This window comes from Lentimicrobiaceae bacterium, from assembly GCA_023227965.1.
Taxonomy (GTDB): domain Bacteria; phylum Bacteroidota; class Bacteroidia; order Bacteroidales; family JALOCA01; genus JALOCA01.
Genome location: JALOCA010000006.1, coordinates 77,973 through 99,596, shown reverse-complemented (window position 1 = coordinate 99,596; position 21,624 = coordinate 77,973). Strand labels below are relative to the sequence as shown.

Here is a 21,624-nt window from a genome sequence, read left to right as displayed (position 1 = left end):
TGTAAAAAAAACTCTTCCCATAAAAACTCTTCCAGGTACTTCGTACGCTGGAAGGTTTGAAATGATAACTCCTTTATTAGTTTTTAACGCAAAATTTCTACCGAGCCTTTCAGGGTTTGTTTTTTCTCACCCGAAAGCGTTTGCAGGTAAACATCGCATACATAAAAATATACTCCGTCGCTGCAATCTCTGTGATTTTCCATGCTTTTCCCATCCCAGGTAAATGCCGGGTCGGTTGTATGATATACCTTCTTCCCCCAACGATTGAAAATAGTTAGATCAATTCGGTTTGCGCTAACAAAATTCAATGCTTTATAAAAATCATTAAAGTTATCACCATTAGGAGTGAAAGCATTAGGCAAATCATAAGCCGAACAGGCATCTTCATCTATGCAGACAATATTGCTCGTATCGCTGATATTTCCCATTGAATCGCCAACCATCACGGCATAACAACCCACATAAGTAGAATTATTATGAACATAAACCGTATCATCCATATCCTCTATCGAATCTATCAAATGCAATTCTGATGAAGATAATGCAGAATAATAAATATAATATTTTACTGCATCATCGGCACAATGTTGTCCGGGAAAAGTCCAGATTAAGGTGTTAGCTATTTCAGAACAATTGGTTGAAACATCTAAAAGCGGCGCACAGGGTGCAACATTATCCAAAGGTATGGCACAGGCATGTTGCGAAACATTTGCAATAGGTACTACCATTCCCGGGCTTGCATATCGTCCGATACTTTTCACCTGGTAGCAATATTTGTTTCCATTTATTAAACCTGTATCCAGATACGAAGTCTGATTGGTAATTGTAAGTGTGTCGAATTTTCTATCTGATAAATATAATCGGTAAATGATATAGCTACTGTTTGTCCATGGTACATTAAAGTTATAATTTAAAAGTACTGTTCGGTCGGAAGGCGTGGCGGTAAGAAATACCGAAGAAGCTACCTGCGAGCTTCCAATTTTAAAATAGTTTGAAGGATCGTTATTATAAAAATCAATACGATAACTCAGGGGATTGTCGGTTGTATTCAAATACATTTTGTAAACGATAGTATCGTTAAGCTTAATGGTAGAATCTACCGGGACCAAATTTTCACCAAAAAATCCATCGGATTGCATAACTACATATTTATATGGTCCCGGAGCCTGTACGGTATCTATTTCCGTTGGTTTCGACCAGGCAACATACACTCCACCCATTTCAGGGTCAGAGTTCCCAATGCTTACATTTGTAATTACAGGAAGGTCTTTTTTCAATGCCGAACAAACTTCGGGCGTGGGATAACTTTCGGCGCTATCGGGATAAAGAATTGTTACCATATAACAATAATCTCTCCCATGTATCAAGCCTGCTCCATTGTTATCATCAGTAAAAACAGTATCATCCAGTGATGTTAAAGTAGCTATACGGATAAAACCGGTATATCCCGGTACACCTGTTACACAATTGTCATGTAAATAGCCATAATATTGGTCTTTTCGGTAAATTGCATAGCCTGTTGCCTTATTGCAATCCGGTTTTTCCCAGTTTAATTTAATTGTATTTCCAAGTGGAAGGGCACTCAATCCTTCAGGTGCAGAGGCAACCACTTTAATATTAAAAGTTTTTATATCCACAAGGTTTACCGGAGAGCCATTGTCCGTTGCCTTGAAATACATTGTGTAGGGTGAATATTGTACCTGGTCATAACCTGGTGTCCATGAAAAAAGAGATGAAACCTTGCCAAGCGAATCAACGGGTTGTTCAAAAGTGGCAGGATTTTCAGTAAGTTCAAGCGGACCGCCTGTTCCGGTAAGTGTAATATTTTGGTTTGGAGAATCAGTAGCAACAACCCAAAAATTAAGTGTAGTTCCGGTTTCAATGCAGGTATCAGCCATACTTTGTATTACGGGCGGGTCGTTGCTGCAGGCAGTAATATTTATTTGCATATCTCGTGTGATATACCCTATACGTTGGCCTCCTCTCCATTCTTCAATCAGGAATGCCACATTATATTCGCCTGCAAGGACAGGATTTTTCCAAAGCATATCGCCCGAAACAGAATCAAGTGTGAACGATTCACTGGCTTCGGGATAAGTATAACCGGGAATAGTTTGTCCCATTGCTCCCCGGCAAATCATCAATTTATACGAAAGGCTGTCACCTTCGCTGTCGTAAGCCCCGGGATTATGCAGAAAGGAAACTCCAACACATCCATTATCAATTGGCGGAAGTAATAATTCGGGTGAGGTATTGGCACCAAGAAAAGGGTTAATAACCAGAAGCGATTCAATATATAAAGGTGTGTTTATCGAGTTAGGCACGTTAAGGATACCCCCGTTTCTGTTAGGGTCTTCAAGCCATAGAGTGAAAGTTCCAAACGAGGGATAAGTGTGCAATCCAATGTAAATGTTTTTTTTAATTTCGTATCCCACCATTTCGCCTAAATGCTGGCAGTATTCTCCCGCCGGATTTATGCCCGCCGGACCATTTACCCGCTGCAAAATTGCCGTATCACCATCCCCGTAATGAATAACCAGATAATTTCTGTCGGCAGGACTTGGTGAATATGAATAGGTAACTATGGTAACTTCATAATTTAATCCCGACAACTGTTTATAGGTAATTTCGCCTGCCCGTTGGTGTGTGGCAAAGGATTGTACTGCAATATTTATCAGTAAGCAAGCTAATAACCAATGCTTTTTCATAGTAAGTTACCTAAAGTTCAAAAGTAGTAAATTACTTTTATTACTTTAACGACAAGCCAAAAATTTATTGCTTGTAATATCAAATAAATATAAAATTATATGTAAAAAAAAGAAAAATAAAGTTTTAAATGAGAATGTTCGTAAAAGATTATTCTCTGATAAGTGTATTTCCTATCAGGTTTTTAAGTATAATACAGCTAAAAAAGATGTCCGGATTCATGAATCCGGACATCTTTTTTATTATGCTGTATCATTACAGAAATTAGCTTTGTGAATTTTGACAACAACAAATAGTTATGTTTACATTTCGTTTTATTATGTTTTTAACAGCCTGCCTGATCGGTGTGCTTATTATTCTTTTGGGAAAGCAGATGAATGTTTTTGGAGCTGTTTTAGCAGGAATTTTTGCAATGCTGATGCTTATTTTTGCATTCAAAAAGGAAAAGAACAAATGATTTCAATTTTTTGTCGTCGTCAATAATTACCTGAAAAACATAATCCTCAGTACTATTTTTTCAATTTTTTTGATAAAAAATAAACAGGCACTACGGATAAAACGTGTGCCTGTTTTGCAATCTGCATTATAAATTCTTTATCAGGGTTGCAGAATAGCTTTAGTAATAACTGTTTTTCCTTCGCACTCGAGAACAAAGAAGTAAACACCGGCTTTCATGTCAGAGCAATTGAGTTCAATAGTTTTTTGTGTATCGTGATTAATATTAATTTTGTGAATCATATTCCCTAAAACATCTGATACACTAATGGTAGCCTTTTTACCTTCAGGAACCTGGAAACTAATGTTAGTAGAATTTCCAAAAGGGTTGGGGAAAACGGTGAGATGTAAATTATTGTTTTCAATAAAAGGGATACCAGTCGAATTGTCTTTTTCAAAAGCAGCCATTTCAATATTTGTGAAAAGACCACCACCGATAATTTCGACAGAGGCATCGGTTTTCAACTGATAAACCCCATGTCCGTTGTCGCAGCAGATACCATTTCCGCCGGCATCATGAATAATGAATTTATAACATGCATTTTCGGGTAGTTCGAGGGTGTCGCGATACAGGTAGTTTGCATTTGTGTAATTAGCTCCTGAAAAAATTACAGTATTATTGTTATCAACAATTTCCCAACTTGTTTCTTCGGGAAAATCGTCGGTTTTCAATGTGAGGAAAACTTTTTCCTGGGTTATTGGCGACTGTGCAAAAGCAAAACCGAGAGTGTCATTTTTGGGGTATCCGTCCCCAATATTATTTGTTTCAACACCATAAACATGCAAAACATTATCTTGTTGCATATTGAAATTTATTTCAGGAAGGGTAACCTGTGTTTTGGCAAGGGTAGGAACATTTCCTGTCCATTGAAATTCTTGAATTTCACTATCATTAACGCTGTATTTGATGACTAATGAAGTAAGCGGCTGGTTACCGTTATTCCGTAATGTCATTACCGGATTCAGGAATGAATTACATTCGTTATCCAGCACATTATTAACTCCAAACATTTCCACATCATTGGCATATAAAGGAACAATCGGGTCTGTTGACGAATTTGCAGCCTGAAATACTTCCTTGTTTGTATTGTTTTGTACAAATCCCACAACCGATAGTTCGTCAATATTATACACATTTTCCAATTTCCAGGATTTTTCAATAATAACATAATCGCCAGGTAACAAGGATGAAGGAAGTTGTGTTCCGGAAGCAGTTGGAAGCATTTTTTTCATAACATTGTAAAAATCTTTTTCTCCATTGGTTCCGGGAGCAGTATTGAAATGGATATGTTTTTCAATAACAGCAATCTGAGCTACCATTGTGCCACTAACTTCCTGAGTGGCTTTTATTAACATGGTTACATAAATACTATCCTGAGCTGCAGAAAGACGCTGATTGATATTAATATCAAAGGGTGAAGGTACTGCATTGGCATTGTTGATAGTGTTTTGATTAACCTGACTGGGTGAGCCAGCTAAATAAATACCGTCAATTCTTACATTTGGCACAGAATTAATAGAATAATACGATTTTCTGGAACCATTATCAACAGTATTTTGCAGATACATGGGGTCGTTGCCGGGAGAAGGCCAGTTCATGTGATATTTAATAGCGGTAATTTTTGTAGGATTTGCTTGCAGCAATGCATCAAAAGCCGGATTCTGTGAGGCACAAGGTCCGCAGGTAGAACTGGTAAATTCTTCAGCCAATACCATTCTTTGCGATTGGCTAAAAACAGGTTTTGTGTTAATAATGAATATTCCAATTATCACTATAACAACGAGTATTGTTTTTTTCATTTTGTTAAATTTTAGGTTAAAAATCCTTATTTTGCGGTGTAAAATTATAGAAAAAAAGCACTCACTAAAAATTTTATATATTTCATTTTTTAAATATGATTTTCCCATATCTTTGCAGGGTGTTTTAATTATAAAGATTTATTCTCATTTTTAATATTAATATTCCCTATGAAAAAATTTGTACTCTTGTTTTCCACCGTTGTGTTGCTTTCAGCAGTTGTTTTTGCACAAAGCCTGTCGCTTTCCGACAGCAGTGGAGTTGTTGCCAATAATTCAACTATTGTGATACTAAGGCCTCCATCAAATGAATATATGTCATCATATATCTGGGTTACAAATAATTCAGGTGCTGCCATTGATGTTAAAGTAAAAAAGGTTGAGAAATATGTAACCACAGGGCACGAAAACACTTTTTGCTGGGATGTTTGTTATGGAACCACAACTTATGTTTCAGAAAACCCTGTTACCATCAATGCTGCTGACACTTTTTTCTATTTTACTGGTGATTTGAATCCTTATTCTATTCCTGGCTACGACACTATACAATATGTGTTTTTTAACGAACGTAATCCTTTGGATTCGGTTTGCTATAATGTAGTTTTTGTTGCCGGATATGTTGGAATAGCTGAAAAGGAGATGCCGGCTATTGTCTCCTTGTATCCCAATCCTGCCTCTTCAGTTATTAAACTTCAGTATAATATCAACAGTTCGAAGGCAGAAGTGAAGTTATATAATCTTACAGGAACCCTGGTAAAACAATCGCAATTGTCACAAAATGCCAATCTGTTTACAATGAATGTTTCCAATCTTCCTTCGGGAGTTTATTATATTTCGCTGATAGAAAATCAAAAAATTGTGGTTACAAGAAAAGTAATTATTGCCAGATAGTTTCAATAAAATTTAATAATAAAAAAAGCTACTTCTGACTGAGGTAGCTTTTTTTTATTTATAGTGTAATGTAATCTGAACGGGTAAAAAATAAAAAAAGCCGTTGCATGAGCAACAGCTTTTCTAACTAAATTATAAAAAACTAATAAATAATCAATCCTTTGTCGGCGGCATCTTTTAAAGCGGCACTGATGCCTTTTTTATCAATGGTACGAAGCCCTTTAGCCGAAACTTTCAATACAACCCACTGATCTTCTTCGGGAATATAAAACTTCTTGGTTTGAAGATTGGGATAAAATCTACGTTTGGTTTTTATGTTGGAGTGAGAAACATTATTTCCCACCATCATTTGTTTGCCGGTAATTGCACAAATTCTTGCCATGACTTAATATTTTTCTTTGATTTTTAAAAGGACTGCAAAGGACGTTATTTTTTTTTAATTAAACAATACCTGCTTAAATATTTTTATTCCGAATGCTTTTATTTGGGTTAATCAAATGTTTGAAATCATTTTTTTAAAAGCTCCAATGCGAAGAGTGATTGCAGGCGAACATCTTCGGGGACTATTTCCTCGTGCAATTCGGCAACGGTAAACCAATGGAAACTATTCGATTCATGGTTTATTTTTACTTCATTGCCTAAAACAGGTTTACAGAGATAATAAAAACAGCAATGATAGTGATCGTTTACAGGGTGTACATTCACATGAAATGGCAAAGCAAGGTTTTCGATAACATTTCCAACCGACGGCAAGGGAGATGGGCAAAGAATTTCTATTTCGAGATTTACTTCTTCCTTTACTTCACGTTTTAAAGCCTGGTCGGGGGTTTCGTCTTTGTCAATATGACCACCCACAGGGAGCCATTTCCCCAGTTTTTTATGATGAATAAGCAAAACTTTATCATCATCAATGATATATCCGGCAACTACCAGGTCGGTTTTCATTTATTAAGGATTAATTTTTTTTGCAAAAGCCAGAATATTACCGTCAGTGTCGGCACAGTAAGCTACCTCGTCGCCCCAGTCCCGTGGCGAAAGCTCGCTGATGACTGTAGCGCCCAACTGGATGGCTTTGTTGAAATATGTTCCGGGATCAGAAACGTAGAGATATAGTTCGCAGCGTGGGATTCCGTTACCCGTTTTCGGATGAGGAACCCGGTTTGCCAGGATTTTTTGAATTCCATCCTCGGGCATCAAACCAAGTTTGACATTTTTTTCAAGCAAAAACTCCGTCATTCCAGGCACATCCAGTACCGGAGAGGCAGAAAGCAGTTTTTGGTAAAAATCTTTACTTAACTGCTGGTTTTTAACATATAAAATAAATTCTACCATCTTTGGATTCTATAGCTCGTACAACTCTATTGGCAACTGGTCAGGGTCGGCAAAAAAAGTAAAACGTTTACCGGTAAATTCGTCAACTCTGGGTGGTTCAACGTTAATATTATTATTTTTCAAATGATTAATCCATTCGTCGAGGCTTTTCACGGCAAAAGCAAGATGCCTCAGCCCGGTTGCCTCCGGGTAACTTGGTCGTGCAGGCGGATTGGGGAAGGAGAATAATTCTATCTGAGTATCATCATTTACCCATAAATCCAGCTTCCATGAGTTTCTTTCTTTACGGTAAAATTCGGCAATAATTTTCAGCTTCAATATATTGACATAAAATTCTTTGGATTTCTGATAATCGGAACAGATGACAGCAATGTGGTGAATACTCAGAAAGACTGGAACCATTTCGGATGGGAATTAATATTCAAAAACTCCATTTTTGCTTTTTATTGTCAGCTTTTTGCCTGTATGGCTTTCGCAATGTCCTATGATTTTAGCAGCAATACCATATTTTTCGGAAATGCAAATCAGGCTTTCTGCAATATTTTCCGGAACATACAATTCCATCCTGTGTCCCATGTTGAAAACCTTGTACATTTCGTGCCATGAGGTAGTACTCTGCTGCTGAATCATCGCAAAGAGCGGAGGAACAGGGAAAAGATTATCCTTAATCACATGAATATTATCCACAAAATACAAAACCTTGGTCTGCGCACCGCCGCTGCAATGTACCATTCCGTGGATCTGCGAACGGTAATTCCCCAGCATTTCTTTGATTACCGGCGCATAGGTCCGAGTGGGGGAGAGCACCAGTTTTCCGGCATCCATACCATCCACTTCGGTTTTATCCGTAAGATTTTTACCACCGGTGTAAACCACTTCTGAAGGTAAATTGGGGTCGAAACTTTCCGGGTATTTTTTTGCAAAAGCGTTGGAAAATACGTCGTGACGGGCAGAAGTAAGCCCATTGCTACCCATGCCGCCATTGTATTGGCTTTCGTAAACGGCTTTTCCGGCAGATGCCAGCCCAACGATGACATCGTCCGGCTGAATATGTCGGTTATCAATCACTTCTGAACGTTTCATTCGGCAAACTACCGTGGAATCCACAATTATCGTCCTTACCAGGTCGCCAACGTCGGCTGTTTCGCCTCCTGTTGACCAGATGCCTATGCCATAATTTCTCATTTTCTCCAGGAATTCTTCTGTTCCAGAAATGATGGCAGAAATTACTTCCCCGGGAATCAGGTTTTTATTTCTTCCAATGGTTGACGAAAGCAGGATGTTATCGGTAGCGCCTACGCAAAGAAGGTCGTCGAGATTCATAACCACTGCATCCTGAGCTATTCCTTTCCAAACGGAAAGGTCGCCGGTTTCTTTCCAGTACATGTATGCCAGCGATGACTTGGTGCCTGCGCCGTCGGCATGCATTACCACACAATATTCAGGGTCGCCGGCAAGATAATCGGGAACTATTTTGCAAAAAGCATTTGGAAATAGTCCTTTATCGAGGTTTTTAATGGCTTCGTGCACATCTTCCTTGCTTGCCGAAACGCCGCGAAGGTTGTATTTGAGAGCTCCTTGCATTTATGACTTTAGTGTAACTTAGTGTCTTAATGGTTAAAAAATAAAATATAGTTTTATTTAAAAATCAGTTGCTTTTTCTTTTCGTCAATTGTAAAGTTGCTGAATTTAGATAATATGGTTTCACCAAACATCATCGGAACTTTTAATCGGTGGCTAACAATGGCTTCGATATTGTTGATGGTTTTATCGCCTATACGCATTTCTTTTATCGTGAAAACAGCTTTATCGGCAACGCTACCTTCGGCAAGAATTTTTTCGGCATCTCCTTTGAAATCGGATTTGCCTATGGCTCCGTCCTGAAGAAGTTTCAAGGTTTGTTCGAGTGAAACAGTTAAGTCTTTTTCTGCTTTTTCGAAAATTATTTTCCGGTTAAAACCATCAACAATACAAGGGATTTCGATGTTGTTGTTGGGTAAAATATTAATAGCAACGGTATTCACATCGGGCTGAGTGATAATATCAATTTTTTGTTCGGTGGTTAAAGGAGCATTTTTGGGTTTGGGAACAAAATCTTTGCTAACCACTTTGAATTCGGTACGACGGTTCAGGGCATGTGCAGCTTCTTTTTCCTCGGTAGTTTTCAATGATTCAATAAAAGTTTCATCAAGAGTGGTGCCGGATTTAAACAGGAAACCATCTTTTGTAATATTTTTATCAAGTATTCGCGGTACGCGTTCGCCATAGCCTTTGGCAATTAGCCGATCGGGGTCAATTCCGCGTTGTATCAGATAATCCACAACACTTTGAGCGCGTTTTTGTGAAAGGATGTCGTTACGTTCTTCGGTATCGCGGCTATCGGTATGAGAGGCAAGTTCAACTACCAGTGTTTCGTTTTCGTCGAGTGTTTTGATAAGTCCCTGTAACGAATCCTGATATTGTGGTTTCAAGTCCCATTTTGCCAGATCGTAGAGGATATCGGGGAGTACAATGGGCTTTTCGGGAATGGGTTTCAGAACAAAGTTGTGGATAAAATCCTTGCTGCGTTCCAATCCTACGGTGGTTTCTTTTCCTTTTTCGGTAAAATAATTTTGTTTTGAAACGGTGATTTCGTAGGTTGTATTGGGCTTAATCTGCGATTTGGTGAAAGAATAATTGCCTTTGGGGTCGGTTTTGGTTTCGAGGGAAGAACCGTTGCTTCCGATAAGTTTTACCGAAACTCCCTGCATAAATTGCAAAGTACGGTCGTCTTTCACTGTTCCGGCAAGGGTAAAAATCAGTGGAGGTTCAATGAAGGAATAGATATCGGAAAGCCCTTTTCCGCCCTGTCGGCACGAACTAAAGTATCCCTGTTCGGCATCAGGTTCGAATACAATTCCAAAGTCATCAAAACTGGAATTTACCGGAGTTTTCAGGTTTACCGGTTTGCTCCACTTTTTCCCCTCAAGGGTAGTTTTAAAAATGTCTAATCCACCCATTCCGGAATGACCATTGGATGCAAAGTATAGCATGGTATCGTTTCTCAGGAATGGAAACACCTCATCGCCGGGGGTATTTACTGAGGCACCCAGGTTTTGTGGTCTGCCAAAAGCGCCCGTACTGTTTTCGCGTTTTGCCATCCAGATGTCTCTGCCACCGAAACCACCTGTTTTGTCGGAGGCGAAGTAAATGGTAAGTTCGTCGCCGCTAAGGGTAGGATGACCAAAAACAGAAACAGTATCGTTGCCAATGGAAACCAGTTCGGCTTTGCCAAAGCTACGTCCTGAGCGTTTGCTCATATAAATCTGGCAACCCGATTTGCGGCTTTTATCGTTCAGGCAACGGGTAAAATACAAAGAAGAATACCGGGCATTCATAAAAGGAGTACCTTCATTGGCTTCGGTATTAATATTTTCGTTGTTATCTAATAAAACCGGTGCGCCCCATTCTTCTTTGCGGTCTTTTCGGGCAACAAAGAGATCACTGAAACTTTGTCCTGTCCATTCATCGGTTTCCTTACCTACTGCACCTTCGCGTGAGGAAGTAAAAATCAGCGTATTGAAATTATCGTCCATGAAACAGGGAGAAAAGTCATCTTCTTTAGTATTGATTTTTTTTACATTGGCAACTTCATATTTCGAGGGCTTGTCTTTCCATTCGTTTATAAGCAAACACGACTGTACTCCATTGGCTCCACGCGGGTCTTCCGGCGCTTTTTCCTGGTAAGCTTTATATTGCAAAAGTGCTTCTTCTGTTTTGTTGTTGATACGAAGCATATCGGCATAATAAAGTAACAGGATGGGTTTTTCTTCCTCGTAATTTGCCTTAATTAACCGGCGGTAAGCAGCTTCGGCTTTTTTGATATCATTGGTCAGGCGGTAACATTCAGCCAACTGGAACCAGATGCGGTTTTTTTCCGCTTTGTTTCGTTTTACCCTGGTGTAAGCCTTTTTATATTTATTGATAGCATAAGTATAACGCTGATTACGAAAGGCGTTATCGGCATTTTGAACAAGTTTGCTTTGGGAAAATCCGGCAAGTGGAAGAATGACGAGAGCGAGGATACAAAAGATAAATTTCCTGTGATTCATAAGTAACAAGGTATAGAGGTGCAAAGTAAATCAAATTTTACACATTATTGTTTTCAGTGGAGTGAATTGTATTAACGTCAGAGGATGTCGGGGTATTGTTATCCTCTGTTTTTAAATTGTCTATAATTTTTTGTTTGCTTTTGGTAATCTCAGCCTTAATTTTTTCTGTCTGTTCGCTGATAATTTTTTCTGTTTCGTTTAATTCGTCTTTTATGGCTCCGGTTTCCTGGTTAAACTCTTTGGTAATATTATTGGCAGCCTTGCGAAACTCGAACATAATTTTTCCCATCTTTCTGGCGAATTCGGGTATTTTTTTAGGACCGAATACGAGAAATATTGCCATAAAAATAAGAATTAGTTCCCCGGAGCTGATATCCATAAATAGCAATATATTGTCATTCACCATTAAATGATAATAATGAGTAATGGTGTAAAAGTAGGAAAAATAATTCTCTCCCATTCAGATATAGTATTAAACACATTTTGCATCACCGGAAAAAGATTGAAGTGATTGAGGGAGATTGGTTAGATTGTGCTAAAAACCTGTAAATGCCAGAATTGTTTTTTTATGCCAAAATATATTTTCGTTCACTCAGAACTATTTACAATTAGTAACATCACACCTTATAACCGGTCCGGAACTATTTATAACCGGTAGCATAACACCTAATAACCACTTCCAGACGGTTTATTACTATTTCTTCTACTGGTTAAAACCAGTTTGTTACTGTTTTTAATCAGTAATGAAACATATTATTATCTCTACCAGACTATTAAAATGTAATGTGGGTTTAATACATGTAAGGATAAGCATGCTAATAAAAAATATTATGATTATCCGTTTTCCTGTTCAAAAGTATAAAACAATTATTTATGAAGGAAAATGTTAATGATTATTATTATGATACGTTATTTTTTCAACAAGGTAGGCTTTGCAATCCTCTGCGCAATTCTTCCCGTCATATGCGGTAAAAAAATTAAACCGCAGAGAATCATATGGTTCTTTGCAAAGGGGCACAAAAAATTTTTTATTAATAAATTTGTGTAGGTAAAATATCAGGTAATTATTATTATTTATTATGTTATTTTTTTATAGTATAACTATCAAAGTTATTTTTTTCTTTATTGTTTTTTCTTAAATTTGGTGCGAAAACTTTAAAGCCATGACTACATCTACTTTTCAAAATCCGAAAAACTATATTATTTATTTGCTGGCGTTAATAATCGTTTTTGCATTTTATCACAGGGTATTGCTACATCCCAATCAATATATGTTCAGCAACAGTGGAGATGGAATGAAAAATTATTACACCTATGCTTATCATATTAAAAATGACACAAGTTACGTTAATTTTAGCGGGATGAATTACCCTTACGGAGAAAATTATCTTTATACCGATTGTCATCCTGTACTGGCAAATGCGCTTATGGTACTCGGCAATATTTTCCCGTCAACAAAATTATATAGTATAGGGATAGTTAATTTTTTGATGATTATTTCTATTTTTTTTACATTAATTATTTTATATCATATCCTGCGATTATTTTCCGTTCCCATATGGTTTTCCTTTTTCTCTGCTTTGGGCATAACCGCTCTGGCGCCACAACTTTTCCGGCTTACGGGCCATCTTGCTTTATCCTATAGCGTTTGTATCCCATTGACATTGTATCTTATTATTCGCTATGGAAGGAGTGATAAAAAACATAAATGGGCAATCTTTTTAATGCTTAACAATCTTTTCTGGCTGTTTATCCACGCTTACCTGGGAATGATGGCGATAGCATTTCACTTTGCCTACTGGCTGATTTCATCATTTTATAAAAAAGAAAAACTGTATAAATGCTTGCAACATTACGTATATTTATTGATTTCCATTGTCATTCCTGTTATTTTCTTCGTTGTTTATGTTTCGCTTACCGATATCCACCCGGGAAGAACTGATAATCCGTCGGGTTTTTTAAATTATAATGCCGAGCCCGACGACATTTTTATGCCCCATCATTCGCCTTTGCGCCCGGTATATGACAAAATATTTCCTTTCGAAATCAAAATAAAATGGGAGTCGTGGTCGTATGTGGGTATTGCTACCACGGCGGTGTTGATTACATTACTGAGCATGTTTATTCGCAAGCTGGTAAAAAAACAGGAAAATTCTTTTTTAAAAGCAGCAGCCAACCGTGAGCTTACAATAGCGGTATTAGCAGGGGCTATCGTATTGCTGTATGCTTTTGGAATCCCATTTAAACAAATACCTTCTTTGCTTGATGCGTTTCCTGTATTCAAACAATTCCGGTCAACGGGAAGATTTACCTGGGTCTTCTTTTTTGTTATTACGCTATTTTGCAGCTATACAGCATGGAACTGGTCTGTTTTGCTGAGAAACAAGAACCAAAAAGTTGCCTCTATTTTGTTAATGATTGCTGTGCCTTTATCTTTTTTTTGTGAGGGATCACCTTATCATAAAGAGTATAAACCTCAACTAACTCAAGCTTCCAATGTTTTTGCTCCGGAATTTATGCCCTCAAAATGGAAAGAAGCTACTGATGGAATAAATTCGTCGGATTACCAGGCAATTTTCCCCTTACCATTTTATTATGCTGGTTCCGAAAGCTTTTCACGGCCACGCAATAACGATATCGTAAAAGAAAGTATGACTTTGTCCTATCACATGAATTTGCCTATCATGGGAGCTTATCTTACAAGAACATCTATTCCGGAAAGTAAAAAGATAGTTCAGGTGGTGTCACCAGGATTTTATGAAAAACCAATACATCGAGATATTAAGTCAGATAAACCATTTCTTGTAATTGTAAGCCGTGAACCTCTGACAGATTACGAAAATGATATTCTAAAACGGTGTAAATTAGTATTGCAAAACAATGACTTTTCTTTGTACAGTTTGCAAGTTAATGATTTGTTTTACAATCCAGCTAACGACGAATACCAACATTTTCTTGCCATAAAAAACAAGCTATATCAAAAGCAAGGGTTTCTTGTAACCGACTCTTCCTCATTTCTGTATTACAATGGCTACGAAAATACCGTAAATGGGTTAACTTTCCGTGAAAAAGGTGCTTACATGGGAATAAAGAAAGGCAAAAACGTTTTTGCTGAATTCGCCCCAAATACTTTTAAAAAAGACAAAGAATACACCGTAAGCCTGTGGATGTATAATGGTTATAAAGATGCACTTAATCTTTGGTTCCGTTTTATTGTGGAAGAATATAACCCCGTAGCAAATCAGTGGACATCAACAGTAGGTTTCCCCGAATCCAGCGAAGTGATAAATGGAGACTGGTCGTTGTTTGAAATGAAATTCAGGGTAAACGATCCCAAAGACAACATTTACATAACAAGCAAAGGGAAGGATGATGCAAAAGGGCCATTATGTGCTGACGAGCTTTTAATACGGGAGACCGGCACAGATGTTTATCGTGTCGAACAGGAATCTCCTGATATTATTCTGTTTAAAAATAATCACCAAATAAAGCTGAAATAGCGGTTTTTTTGCAATACCACAACAGCTACAATATAAAGAAATTTTTAATAAATTAGCTGCACATTTGTTATATTGCGGCAGGAAGGTATTGCGAAAATTCTTTACCTGAAAATTTGAATGCAATATAAGCTCCGGATGGGCTGACAGATGATGAAATTTTAAATAAAATTAAGGTGCAATATTAATGTTACATCTACCTGTACTTATAGTTGATTTGGCACTTATACTGGGTGCTGCTGCCATTGTAACACTGCTTTTTAGAAAATTAAAGCAGCCGGTGGTATTAGGGTATATAATTGCAGGGCTTTTAGTGGGACCCAACTTTAAATTGTTTCCTACCATTGTTGAAATCGAAAGTATCAGAACTTGGGCAGACATTGGTGTGATATTTCTGTTATTTGGGCTTGGGCTTGAATTTAGTTTTAAAAAATTAATTAAGGTTGGCGCAGTAGCCGTTATAACAGCTTTAACCGAGGTAACATTAACCATGTTCTTAGGCTACAATGTGGGGAAAATGTTAGGATGGAATGCCATGGACAGTCTGTTCTTAGGGGGAATCCTCGCTATTGCATCAACCACAATTATAATACGGACTTTTGATGAATTAGGTGTAAAGAATCAAAAATTTACAGGCATTGTAACAGGAGTATTGGTTATTGAAGATCTGGTAGCTGTTTTACTGATGGTATTACTGTCCACAGTGGCTGTTAGTAAAACATTTGCCGGAGGCGAAATGGTTATGTCGGTTTTAAAACTGGCTTTCTTTTTAGTCTTGTGGTTTGTGTCCGGAATATTTTTCCTACCAACACTTTTTATAAAAATCCGTTCATTTATGAACGAAGAAACATTGCTGATTATATCACTGGCATTATGTTTTTTAATGGTAGTGCTGGCAACATACGCCGGTTTTTCTCCTGCACTCGGTGCTTTTATTATGGGTTCTATCTTGGCAGAAACAACCAAAGCAGAAAAGATAGAACACCTTACCAAATCGGTGAAAAACCTTTTCGGGGCAATTTTCTTCGTATCGGTAGGCATGTTACTGGATCCGCAAATGCTGGTACAACATGCCATACCCATTGTGGCAGCTACATTGGTATTGTTTCTTGGTAAACCACTTTTTGTAACTATGGGCGTGTTGGCTGCCGGGCAACCTCTCAAAATAGCGGTACAATCAGGTATGAGCCTTTCACAGATTGGTGAGCTTTCTTTTATCATTGCAACCCTGGGTCTTACTTTAAACGTAACCAGCAATTTTCTATACCCGGTGGCTGTTGCCGTTTCGGTGTTAACTACATTTACTACGCCGTATATGATACGTTTTTCCGAACCTGTTTATAAACGTATAGAAAGCATCCTGCCCCCAAAATGGAAAAATTTATTAGTTACCTATAGTGTTGGTGCTCAAAACATGGCAGAGATAAGTGAATGGAAAAAAATGCTGCGTTTCTACTTTATTAATGTGGTAGTATTTTCTGTAGTCATTATTACAATTATTTTATTAAGCACACAATATCTTGCACCCTTATTCGCAAGTTACGGGTGGAGCCAGATAATTACAGTAACTGTAACTCTTGCCGTTCTGTCCCCCTTTTTATGGGCACTCGCTTTTCGCAGAACCCAACGCCAGGCATATGCCAATGTGTGGTTAAAAACGTATCACCGTGGCCCTTTACTTGTTTTACTGACGTCCAGAGTTGCATTAGCTGTTTTCTATATCGGGTTCTTATTCGATCGTTTGTTTTCGCCATGGATTGCTCTTATAGGTATTATCGTTTCCTGTATTATTCTTTTATTATTTTCAAAAAAAATAAAAACATTTTATGGAAAAATTGAAATGCGATTTTTAACTAACCTTAATGAACGTGAAGTTGAAAAGAAAGAAATATTAGCCCCATGGGATACGCATATTGCTACATTTGAATTAAATGCATTATCACCATACATTGGGAAATTATTATTGGAATCAAAAATAAGGGAAGAATTCGGAGTAAATATTGCAGTGATTGAACGTGGAGATTTCGTGATTAATGTTCCCGGGCGCGACGAGTACCTGTTTCCTAACGATAAACTTTCGGTAATAGGAACGGATGAACAACTCGAAAAGTTTAAAAAACACCTTGAGTCGTCTATGAATGAATCACAGATAGTAAACACAAAGCAAAAAGTATCGCTCCATCATTTTACTGTAGGTAAGCATTCACCACTTGCCGGGAAAAATATTCGTGAATCGCGTATTCGTGAACTAACCAAAGGTTTGGTAGTCGGTGTAGAAAGAAACGGGATACGTCTCCTGAACCCAGAATCGGATCTTGTATTTGAAACGGGTGATAAAGTATGGATAGTAGGAAACGAAAAACGAATACAAGTTTTAACCAAAGAATTATATTTAAGTGATAGCTAAAATACGACATCATATCTTAATGATTACTTAACATAGGGGGAATATTGTTCATGATTATTAAATTTAAAGATTTATATAAAATGTGGCGCCCTTATTTAATTCTCCTTCGGCACTAATTGTACCTCCGTGCTTTTGAATGATTTGTTTGATATTTGCTAAGCCTATGCCGGTACCTTCAAACTCTTCCTGTGTGTGCAGGCGTTGGAAAACACCAAATAGCTTATCAATATATTGCATATCAAACCCTACGCCATTATCCTTAATAAAAAATCCAAACCTGGAATCTTTGTTTATTCTGCCAATTTCGATGATGGCGTTTTCTCTTTTGGATGTAAATTTTATAGCATTTGAAATCAGGTTTTCGAACACCAGTAATAAAAGATTTGCATCCCCATTTATTACCGGAAGCTTTTCAATTTTCCATTCTATACTGCGATTTTCGGTATCGGGTTTGAAATGGTTAATTACTCTTACTATCAATTCATTCAGATCAACTTCCGTTTTATTGATACTCTTCCGTCCCAAACGGGAGAAGGTTAATAAATCGTCAATCATTTTTGACATTCTGGAAGAAGATTCACTTATTTTGTTGAAGAAACGTTCTGTTTCGCTGGTTTTATTGGGGATGCTGCCTTTAAGGATACGAGAGAAACCATCAATATGGCGCAAGGGTGCGCGAAGATCATGTGAAATGGAATAGGCAAAAGATTCGAGGTCTTTATTTGCAGTTTCCAATTGGGCTGTTCTTTCGGCGACACGTCCCTCAAGGGTTTGGTTCAGTTTCTGAATTTCTTCTTCTGCTTTTTTACGATCAGTTATGTCAGTTACAACAGCAATGCGGGCTTTTTGTCCCATATATTCAATATCGTGGGAAATAGCGATAATGGAAATAATTGAACCGTCTTTTTTAATATGATGCCATTCGCCGGCGCAAGCATGTCCATGGATGCTTTTTGCCAGTTCAACAATGGGCATTTTTTCTTCTGCTGGATATAAATCGGATAGAAACATAGATAACATTTCTTCAGATGAATATCCATAATGTCTCAGGAATGCTTCATTAACAGCTAATATTTTAAAATTATTGCGCTCGTAAATAAGCATTGATGCCGGATTGCGTTCGAATAAAACCGATACCGTTCTTCGCTTCTACGTAAAGATACCTCTGCCTGTTTACGTTCTGTAAGTTCAACCTGTAACTGCTCGTTTAAGATATTTAATTCATTGGTTCGTTCTTCTACTCTTTTTTCTAACTGTTTGTTTAGTTGCTGTTTGGTTTTATATCCACGATAAATTGAAAAAACCAGTACTGCGACAAGAATAGTGATGATACTAAGCAGGAATACCAAGTTTTGCTGCCGGTGAATTGTTGTACCTTGTCCTTTAAGTATTTTCGATTGCAACAAGATTTCCGACTTTTGACGGTTTATCTTTTTTTCTTGATCCAGAAATAGCTTGTTGCCTTTTTTTAGGTCAGCTTTTTGTTTTTCCAGTTCATGAAATTGGGCATCAAGTATTGTTTTTTGTTCCGTAATTTTTTGAGTTTGGATTACCAGTTCTTTTTCGCTATTATTGAGCAATTGTGTCTGGTTATAATAAGTCTTTTGCTGTTCTTTAATTTGTTGCGTTTGTCTGTTAAGACTATCCTTTTGTTCACGTATTTCTTTTGTGTTCGTTGCAATAATGCTTTCTAAGTGGCTCAGGTTGTTTTCAAGATTCTCACTGTGTTTTTGAAGGCTTCGCAAACTTTGCTGTCCTTCATAATATAATGCCATAACATCAACTTCAGTTCCTCCAAGCAAAATCATATCCGGCATAATGCTAATATGCTGATTTATAATATTGGCTTTGTTTATTTCGAATTGAAGTGTGCCCTTTTCCGAATCAAAAAAATTAATCATTATCAGCCCTTTATCCTGATAGTTGTCGGTAACAAGAAGTATGTTTTTCCCTTCAATTTTATCGAAGATTTCAACAAGTTTTTTCTCTTTACTTTTTGTAACAAAAATCAACTGGACATTTTCAATATTGTCTGATTTACTTGAGTACGATACTATTATAGGTTTGTCTCGAATAGTTTTGGATTTCGATAATTTTTGTAATTCCCGGAAAACATTTTTGTCATCGCCAATAACCAGAAAATGAAATTCTTTAATTGCCTCTTCGTTTTGCCATCGAACATTTTTTACGAAATTATAGATATAAGCGCTTATAGCTACCGGGCGCTGTATTTGTTGTGCCCAAATGTTGGGGTTTAGCGTAAAACAACAAATAATAGATATGCAGACAAATAGAGTTATTTTTTTCATCTCTTATCTGTTTGGTTATTTAATACATAGCCAATAGACAACATGATGGTACGCTGAGGTTGGCGATACCTGTCAGGCTCTCTGTTTGAAGTGTGGTAATACTTTTGGTTTAATAAATTTTTGGCTGATAGCTGAACGGTAAAACCTTTGTAATTTACCAATGACAATGCCCCGTGGAATATCAAGCAGGGTTTTATTTCTTTACTATTGGTTGAAACAATTAATTTGGGATTTTCCCTTTCTCCGATATAATTCGCACGAAGATTTAGCTTTATATATTCGCTGAAAGAATACGTTACACTTGCGCTACCGCTGTATTTACTTATTTCAGGAACAAAATCATCATGCTCATTATAACTTTGATTAAAAGTGTAGTTTAGCGATGATTTTAACCTATTCGATACATACCTGATGTATATTTCAACTCCGTCTGTTTTTATTTTTCCACTATTTTCCCATCTGTATCCTTCGTTTAAAACCTCTTTTACAATAGCATTTTCAAGATTATTTTTATATCCGATTACATCAATTTTAAAATTGTCAACTATAGAGAACACAAATGCAGCTTCTATTGATTTCATTTTTTCTGGTAACAGGGAAGGGTTGCCTAAACCATCGGTATAGTCCCACGATTTGGGAGCTCTGAAAGCCTCAGCATACGAAAAACGCAGTATGTGTTTGCGAAAATGATAGATAAGACCTGCACGGGGTGTGTAAACCTGGTCGTAAATGCTGCTTTGATCAAAACGCAAACCTCCTGAAAGATAAAGATTTTTAAATAGTGTAACCCGTGGTTCGATAAAAATACTTGCCAGGGTATTATCAACCATTACAGGCTTTTCAGGTTTTGGTGGCTTGTGTTCGGGCGAATCGCTGTATGATGAAGTATTTTTTTTTGACAGTTGCTCGTATTCAAATAATAAACCACCGGTAACTGAAAAAAAATTGTTTATATTATAGTTTAATATGTTTTCAAATCCGGTTAAATTGTTTGGACGGTAATATCCAATTTGAGCGGTATCTACAACATAATAAATTGTATTCGCAAGTACGGTTGCATTTCGATTATATAAAACGGAAGAGTAAGTTAGTTTTTTGGATATTTTTTTATTATATTTCAGGTAATTATTAATAAACCGGATATTCCAGGAAGTTCCATAGTCTCTATATGCAGTACCTGCTGACTTAACCCACGTGGCAGTAGAAGCTTGTTTATAAAGATAGTTGGTACCAATAACGAAATCTTTTATCTGTGCTTTCAAATCGAAAGAATAATCATTTTCAAAGTTATCCATCAGTCCCGTCCAGTTATTATCACCTGCCTGTTCTTTCAAATTAGCTTTATCTGTTTTTTTTAGCATGCCCGAAACCGATATTCCAATGGTCTTTTTTTTATTCACATGGCAATAATTAATATCACATTCTGAAGTATTGAAGGAGCCAATCAATGTGTTGATTACAGCCCTCTTTTCCAAAGCACTTTTGGTAATAATATTGATAATACCCGTTACTGCATTGGTTCCATAGGCTACAGAAGAAGGACCATAAATTACTTCAATGCGTTCAACATTCGACAGGTTGTACTGACCTCCGGCATAAAATCCCCCTGAATTGAGTTCGTTTATCTGTACACCATCAATTAGTACCAATGTCAGGTTGTTTTGATTGGGTACCCCACGCTGAAAAACATAGCTATTTATGCCTTGTATATTCCTAAATTGGAAACCGGGAAGAACCGACAATGCCTCTTCAAGAGTAAAATATCCGTTTTCTTGTATTTCTGCCTGGGTAATAATATAGATAGTTGAAGGAACTTCGTTAATATTCTGAGAAACCTTGGAAGCAGAAGTTATTTTCAGTTTTGATAATTCATTAAGATTTAAATTATAAATATCCAGACTATCAGTTTGCGATAAGATTTCATTAGAAATAAAAAATGGAATGAAAAATAATAAATGTAAACTATACTTTTTCATGTCAGTTGATTTAAAATTTCATTAAAAGGAATTCATGAACTTCTTTTTTTTTACGAAGGAGTGAATTTCGCTTATTATTTTATTTGTTACATTTAAATCAATCAGCCGGATACCCTTTTTTGT

Annotated in this window: 16 protein-coding genes; 4 read left to right on the top strand and 12 right to left on the bottom strand. The window is 37.0% G+C overall.

Annotated features, from left to right (window positions below; genetic code table 11):
* Window positions 1-83: 83 nt before the first annotated feature.
* Entirely contained in the window at window positions 84-2,708 is a 2,625-nt protein-coding gene (locus tag M0R21_03555; GenBank protein ID MCK9616890.1) for a gliding motility-associated C-terminal domain-containing protein, read from the bottom strand.
* A 296-nt stretch (window positions 2,709-3,004) separates the two neighbouring features.
* Here M0R21_03555 and M0R21_03550 point away from each other — a divergent pair, with 296 nt between their 5' ends.
* Complete coding sequence (locus M0R21_03550; protein ID MCK9616889.1) at window positions 3,005-3,163, top strand: hypothetical protein; 159 nt, start codon at window positions 3,005-3,007, stop codon at window positions 3,161-3,163.
* Between the two features lie 140 nt (window positions 3,164-3,303).
* Here M0R21_03550 and M0R21_03545 read toward each other — a convergent pair whose 3' ends face one another.
* Window positions 3,304-5,001 (bottom strand): Omp28-related outer membrane protein, encoded by a 1,698-nt coding sequence (locus tag M0R21_03545; protein ID MCK9616888.1) that lies wholly within the window; start codon window positions 4,999-5,001, stop codon window positions 3,304-3,306.
* A gap of 168 nt (window positions 5,002-5,169) precedes the next feature.
* Here M0R21_03545 and M0R21_03540 point away from each other — a divergent pair, with 168 nt between their 5' ends.
* Window positions 5,170-5,889: a T9SS type A sorting domain-containing protein gene (locus M0R21_03540; GenBank protein MCK9616887.1), complete on the top strand. Its 720-nt coding sequence runs from the start codon at window positions 5,170-5,172 to the stop codon at window positions 5,887-5,889.
* A gap of 142 nt (window positions 5,890-6,031) precedes the next feature.
* On the opposite strand, the gene rpmB is transcribed toward M0R21_03540, so the two are convergent.
* The 7 genes from rpmB to M0R21_03505 form a co-directional block, all read right to left on the bottom strand.
* Window positions 6,032-6,271: a 50S ribosomal protein L28 gene (rpmB, locus tag M0R21_03535; GenBank protein ID MCK9616886.1), complete on the bottom strand. Its 240-nt coding sequence runs from the start codon at window positions 6,269-6,271 to the stop codon at window positions 6,032-6,034.
* A 125-nt stretch (window positions 6,272-6,396) separates the two neighbouring features.
* Window positions 6,397-6,834, bottom strand: a complete 438-nt coding sequence (locus M0R21_03530) for an NUDIX domain-containing protein (protein MCK9616885.1) — start codon at window positions 6,832-6,834, stop codon at window positions 6,397-6,399.
* A gap of 3 nt (window positions 6,835-6,837) precedes the next feature.
* Window positions 6,838-7,221, bottom strand: a complete 384-nt coding sequence (locus M0R21_03525; GenBank protein ID MCK9616884.1) for a VOC family protein — start codon at window positions 7,219-7,221, stop codon at window positions 6,838-6,840.
* A 9-nt stretch (window positions 7,222-7,230) separates the two neighbouring features.
* Window positions 7,231-7,623 (bottom strand): VOC family protein, encoded by a 393-nt coding sequence (locus M0R21_03520; protein MCK9616883.1) that lies wholly within the window; start codon window positions 7,621-7,623, stop codon window positions 7,231-7,233.
* Between the two features lie 12 nt (window positions 7,624-7,635).
* Window positions 7,636-8,805: an AIR synthase-related protein gene (locus tag M0R21_03515; GenBank protein ID MCK9616882.1), complete on the bottom strand. Its 1,170-nt coding sequence runs from the start codon at window positions 8,803-8,805 to the stop codon at window positions 7,636-7,638.
* A 53-nt stretch (window positions 8,806-8,858) separates the two neighbouring features.
* Window positions 8,859-11,312, bottom strand: a complete 2,454-nt coding sequence (locus tag M0R21_03510; protein MCK9616881.1) for an OmpA family protein — start codon at window positions 11,310-11,312, stop codon at window positions 8,859-8,861.
* Between the two features lie 37 nt (window positions 11,313-11,349).
* Window positions 11,350-11,655, bottom strand: a complete 306-nt coding sequence (locus M0R21_03505; protein ID MCK9616880.1) for a twin-arginine translocase TatA/TatE family subunit — start codon at window positions 11,653-11,655, stop codon at window positions 11,350-11,352.
* Window positions 11,656-12,475: 820 nt separating this feature from the next.
* Between M0R21_03505 and M0R21_03500 the strand changes: the two genes are divergently transcribed.
* Window positions 12,476-14,812 (top strand): hypothetical protein, encoded by a 2,337-nt coding sequence (locus tag M0R21_03500; GenBank protein ID MCK9616879.1) that lies wholly within the window; start codon window positions 12,476-12,478, stop codon window positions 14,810-14,812.
* A 184-nt stretch (window positions 14,813-14,996) separates the two neighbouring features.
* On the top strand, window positions 14,997-17,216 hold the full coding sequence (locus tag M0R21_03495; protein MCK9616878.1) for a cation:proton antiporter: 2,220 nt from the start codon (window positions 14,997-14,999) through the stop codon (window positions 17,214-17,216).
* Between the two features lie 63 nt (window positions 17,217-17,279).
* Here M0R21_03495 and M0R21_03490 read toward each other — a convergent pair whose 3' ends face one another.
* From M0R21_03490 to M0R21_03480, 3 genes are read right to left on the bottom strand one after another with little or no spacing between them, the layout of a single operon-like run.
* Window positions 17,280-18,320: an ATP-binding protein gene (locus M0R21_03490; GenBank protein ID MCK9616877.1), complete on the bottom strand. Its 1,041-nt coding sequence runs from the start codon at window positions 18,318-18,320 to the stop codon at window positions 17,280-17,282.
* Window positions 18,284-19,525, bottom strand: coding sequence for a YfiR/HmsC family protein (locus M0R21_03485; protein MCK9616876.1), 1,242 nt, complete (start codon window positions 19,523-19,525; stop codon window positions 18,284-18,286). Before M0R21_03485 ends, M0R21_03490 begins: the two co-directional genes overlap by 37 nt.
* Window positions 19,522-21,501: a TonB-dependent receptor gene (locus M0R21_03480; protein MCK9616875.1), complete on the bottom strand. Its 1,980-nt coding sequence runs from the start codon at window positions 21,499-21,501 to the stop codon at window positions 19,522-19,524. The genes M0R21_03485 and M0R21_03480 overlap by 4 nt, the downstream gene beginning before the upstream one ends.
* Window positions 21,502-21,624 lie beyond the last annotated feature (123 nt).

Bases quoted from the DNA above. Each gene is read 5' to 3' on its own strand.
- M0R21_03555 (MCK9616890.1), bottom strand. From the start codon at position 2,708: ATGAAAAAGCATTGGTTATTAGCTTGCTTACTGATAAATATTGCAGTA.
- M0R21_03550 (MCK9616889.1), top strand. From the start codon at position 3,005: ATGTTTACATTTCGTTTTATTATGTTTTTAACAGCCTGCCTGATCGGT.
- M0R21_03545 (MCK9616888.1), bottom strand. From the start codon at position 5,001: ATGAAAAAAACAATACTCGTTGTTATAGTGATAATTGGAATATTCATT.
- M0R21_03540 (MCK9616887.1), top strand. From the start codon at position 5,170: ATGAAAAAATTTGTACTCTTGTTTTCCACCGTTGTGTTGCTTTCAGCA.
- rpmB (MCK9616886.1), bottom strand. From the start codon at position 6,271: ATGGCAAGAATTTGTGCAATTACCGGCAAACAAATGATGGTGGGAAAT.
- M0R21_03530 (MCK9616885.1), bottom strand. From the start codon at position 6,834: ATGAAAACCGACCTGGTAGTTGCCGGATATATCATTGATGATGATAAA.
- M0R21_03525 (MCK9616884.1), bottom strand. From the start codon at position 7,221: ATGGTAGAATTTATTTTATATGTTAAAAACCAGCAGTTAAGTAAAGAT.
- M0R21_03520 (MCK9616883.1), bottom strand. From the start codon at position 7,623: ATGGTTCCAGTCTTTCTGAGTATTCACCACATTGCTGTCATCTGTTCC.
- M0R21_03515 (MCK9616882.1), bottom strand. From the start codon at position 8,805: ATGCAAGGAGCTCTCAAATACAACCTTCGCGGCGTTTCGGCAAGCAAG.
- M0R21_03510 (MCK9616881.1), bottom strand. From the start codon at position 11,312: ATGAATCACAGGAAATTTATCTTTTGTATCCTCGCTCTCGTCATTCTT.
- M0R21_03505 (MCK9616880.1), bottom strand. From the start codon at position 11,655: ATGGCAATATTTCTCGTATTCGGTCCTAAAAAAATACCCGAATTCGCC.
- M0R21_03500 (MCK9616879.1), top strand. From the start codon at position 12,476: ATGACTACATCTACTTTTCAAAATCCGAAAAACTATATTATTTATTTG.
- M0R21_03495 (MCK9616878.1), top strand. From the start codon at position 14,997: ATGTTACATCTACCTGTACTTATAGTTGATTTGGCACTTATACTGGGT.
- M0R21_03490 (MCK9616877.1), bottom strand. From the start codon at position 18,320: ATGCTTATTTACGAGCGCAATAATTTTAAAATATTAGCTGTTAATGAA.
- M0R21_03485 (MCK9616876.1), bottom strand. From the start codon at position 19,525: ATGAAAAAAATAACTCTATTTGTCTGCATATCTATTATTTGTTGTTTT.
- M0R21_03480 (MCK9616875.1), bottom strand. From the start codon at position 21,501: ATGAAAAAGTATAGTTTACATTTATTATTTTTCATTCCATTTTTTATT.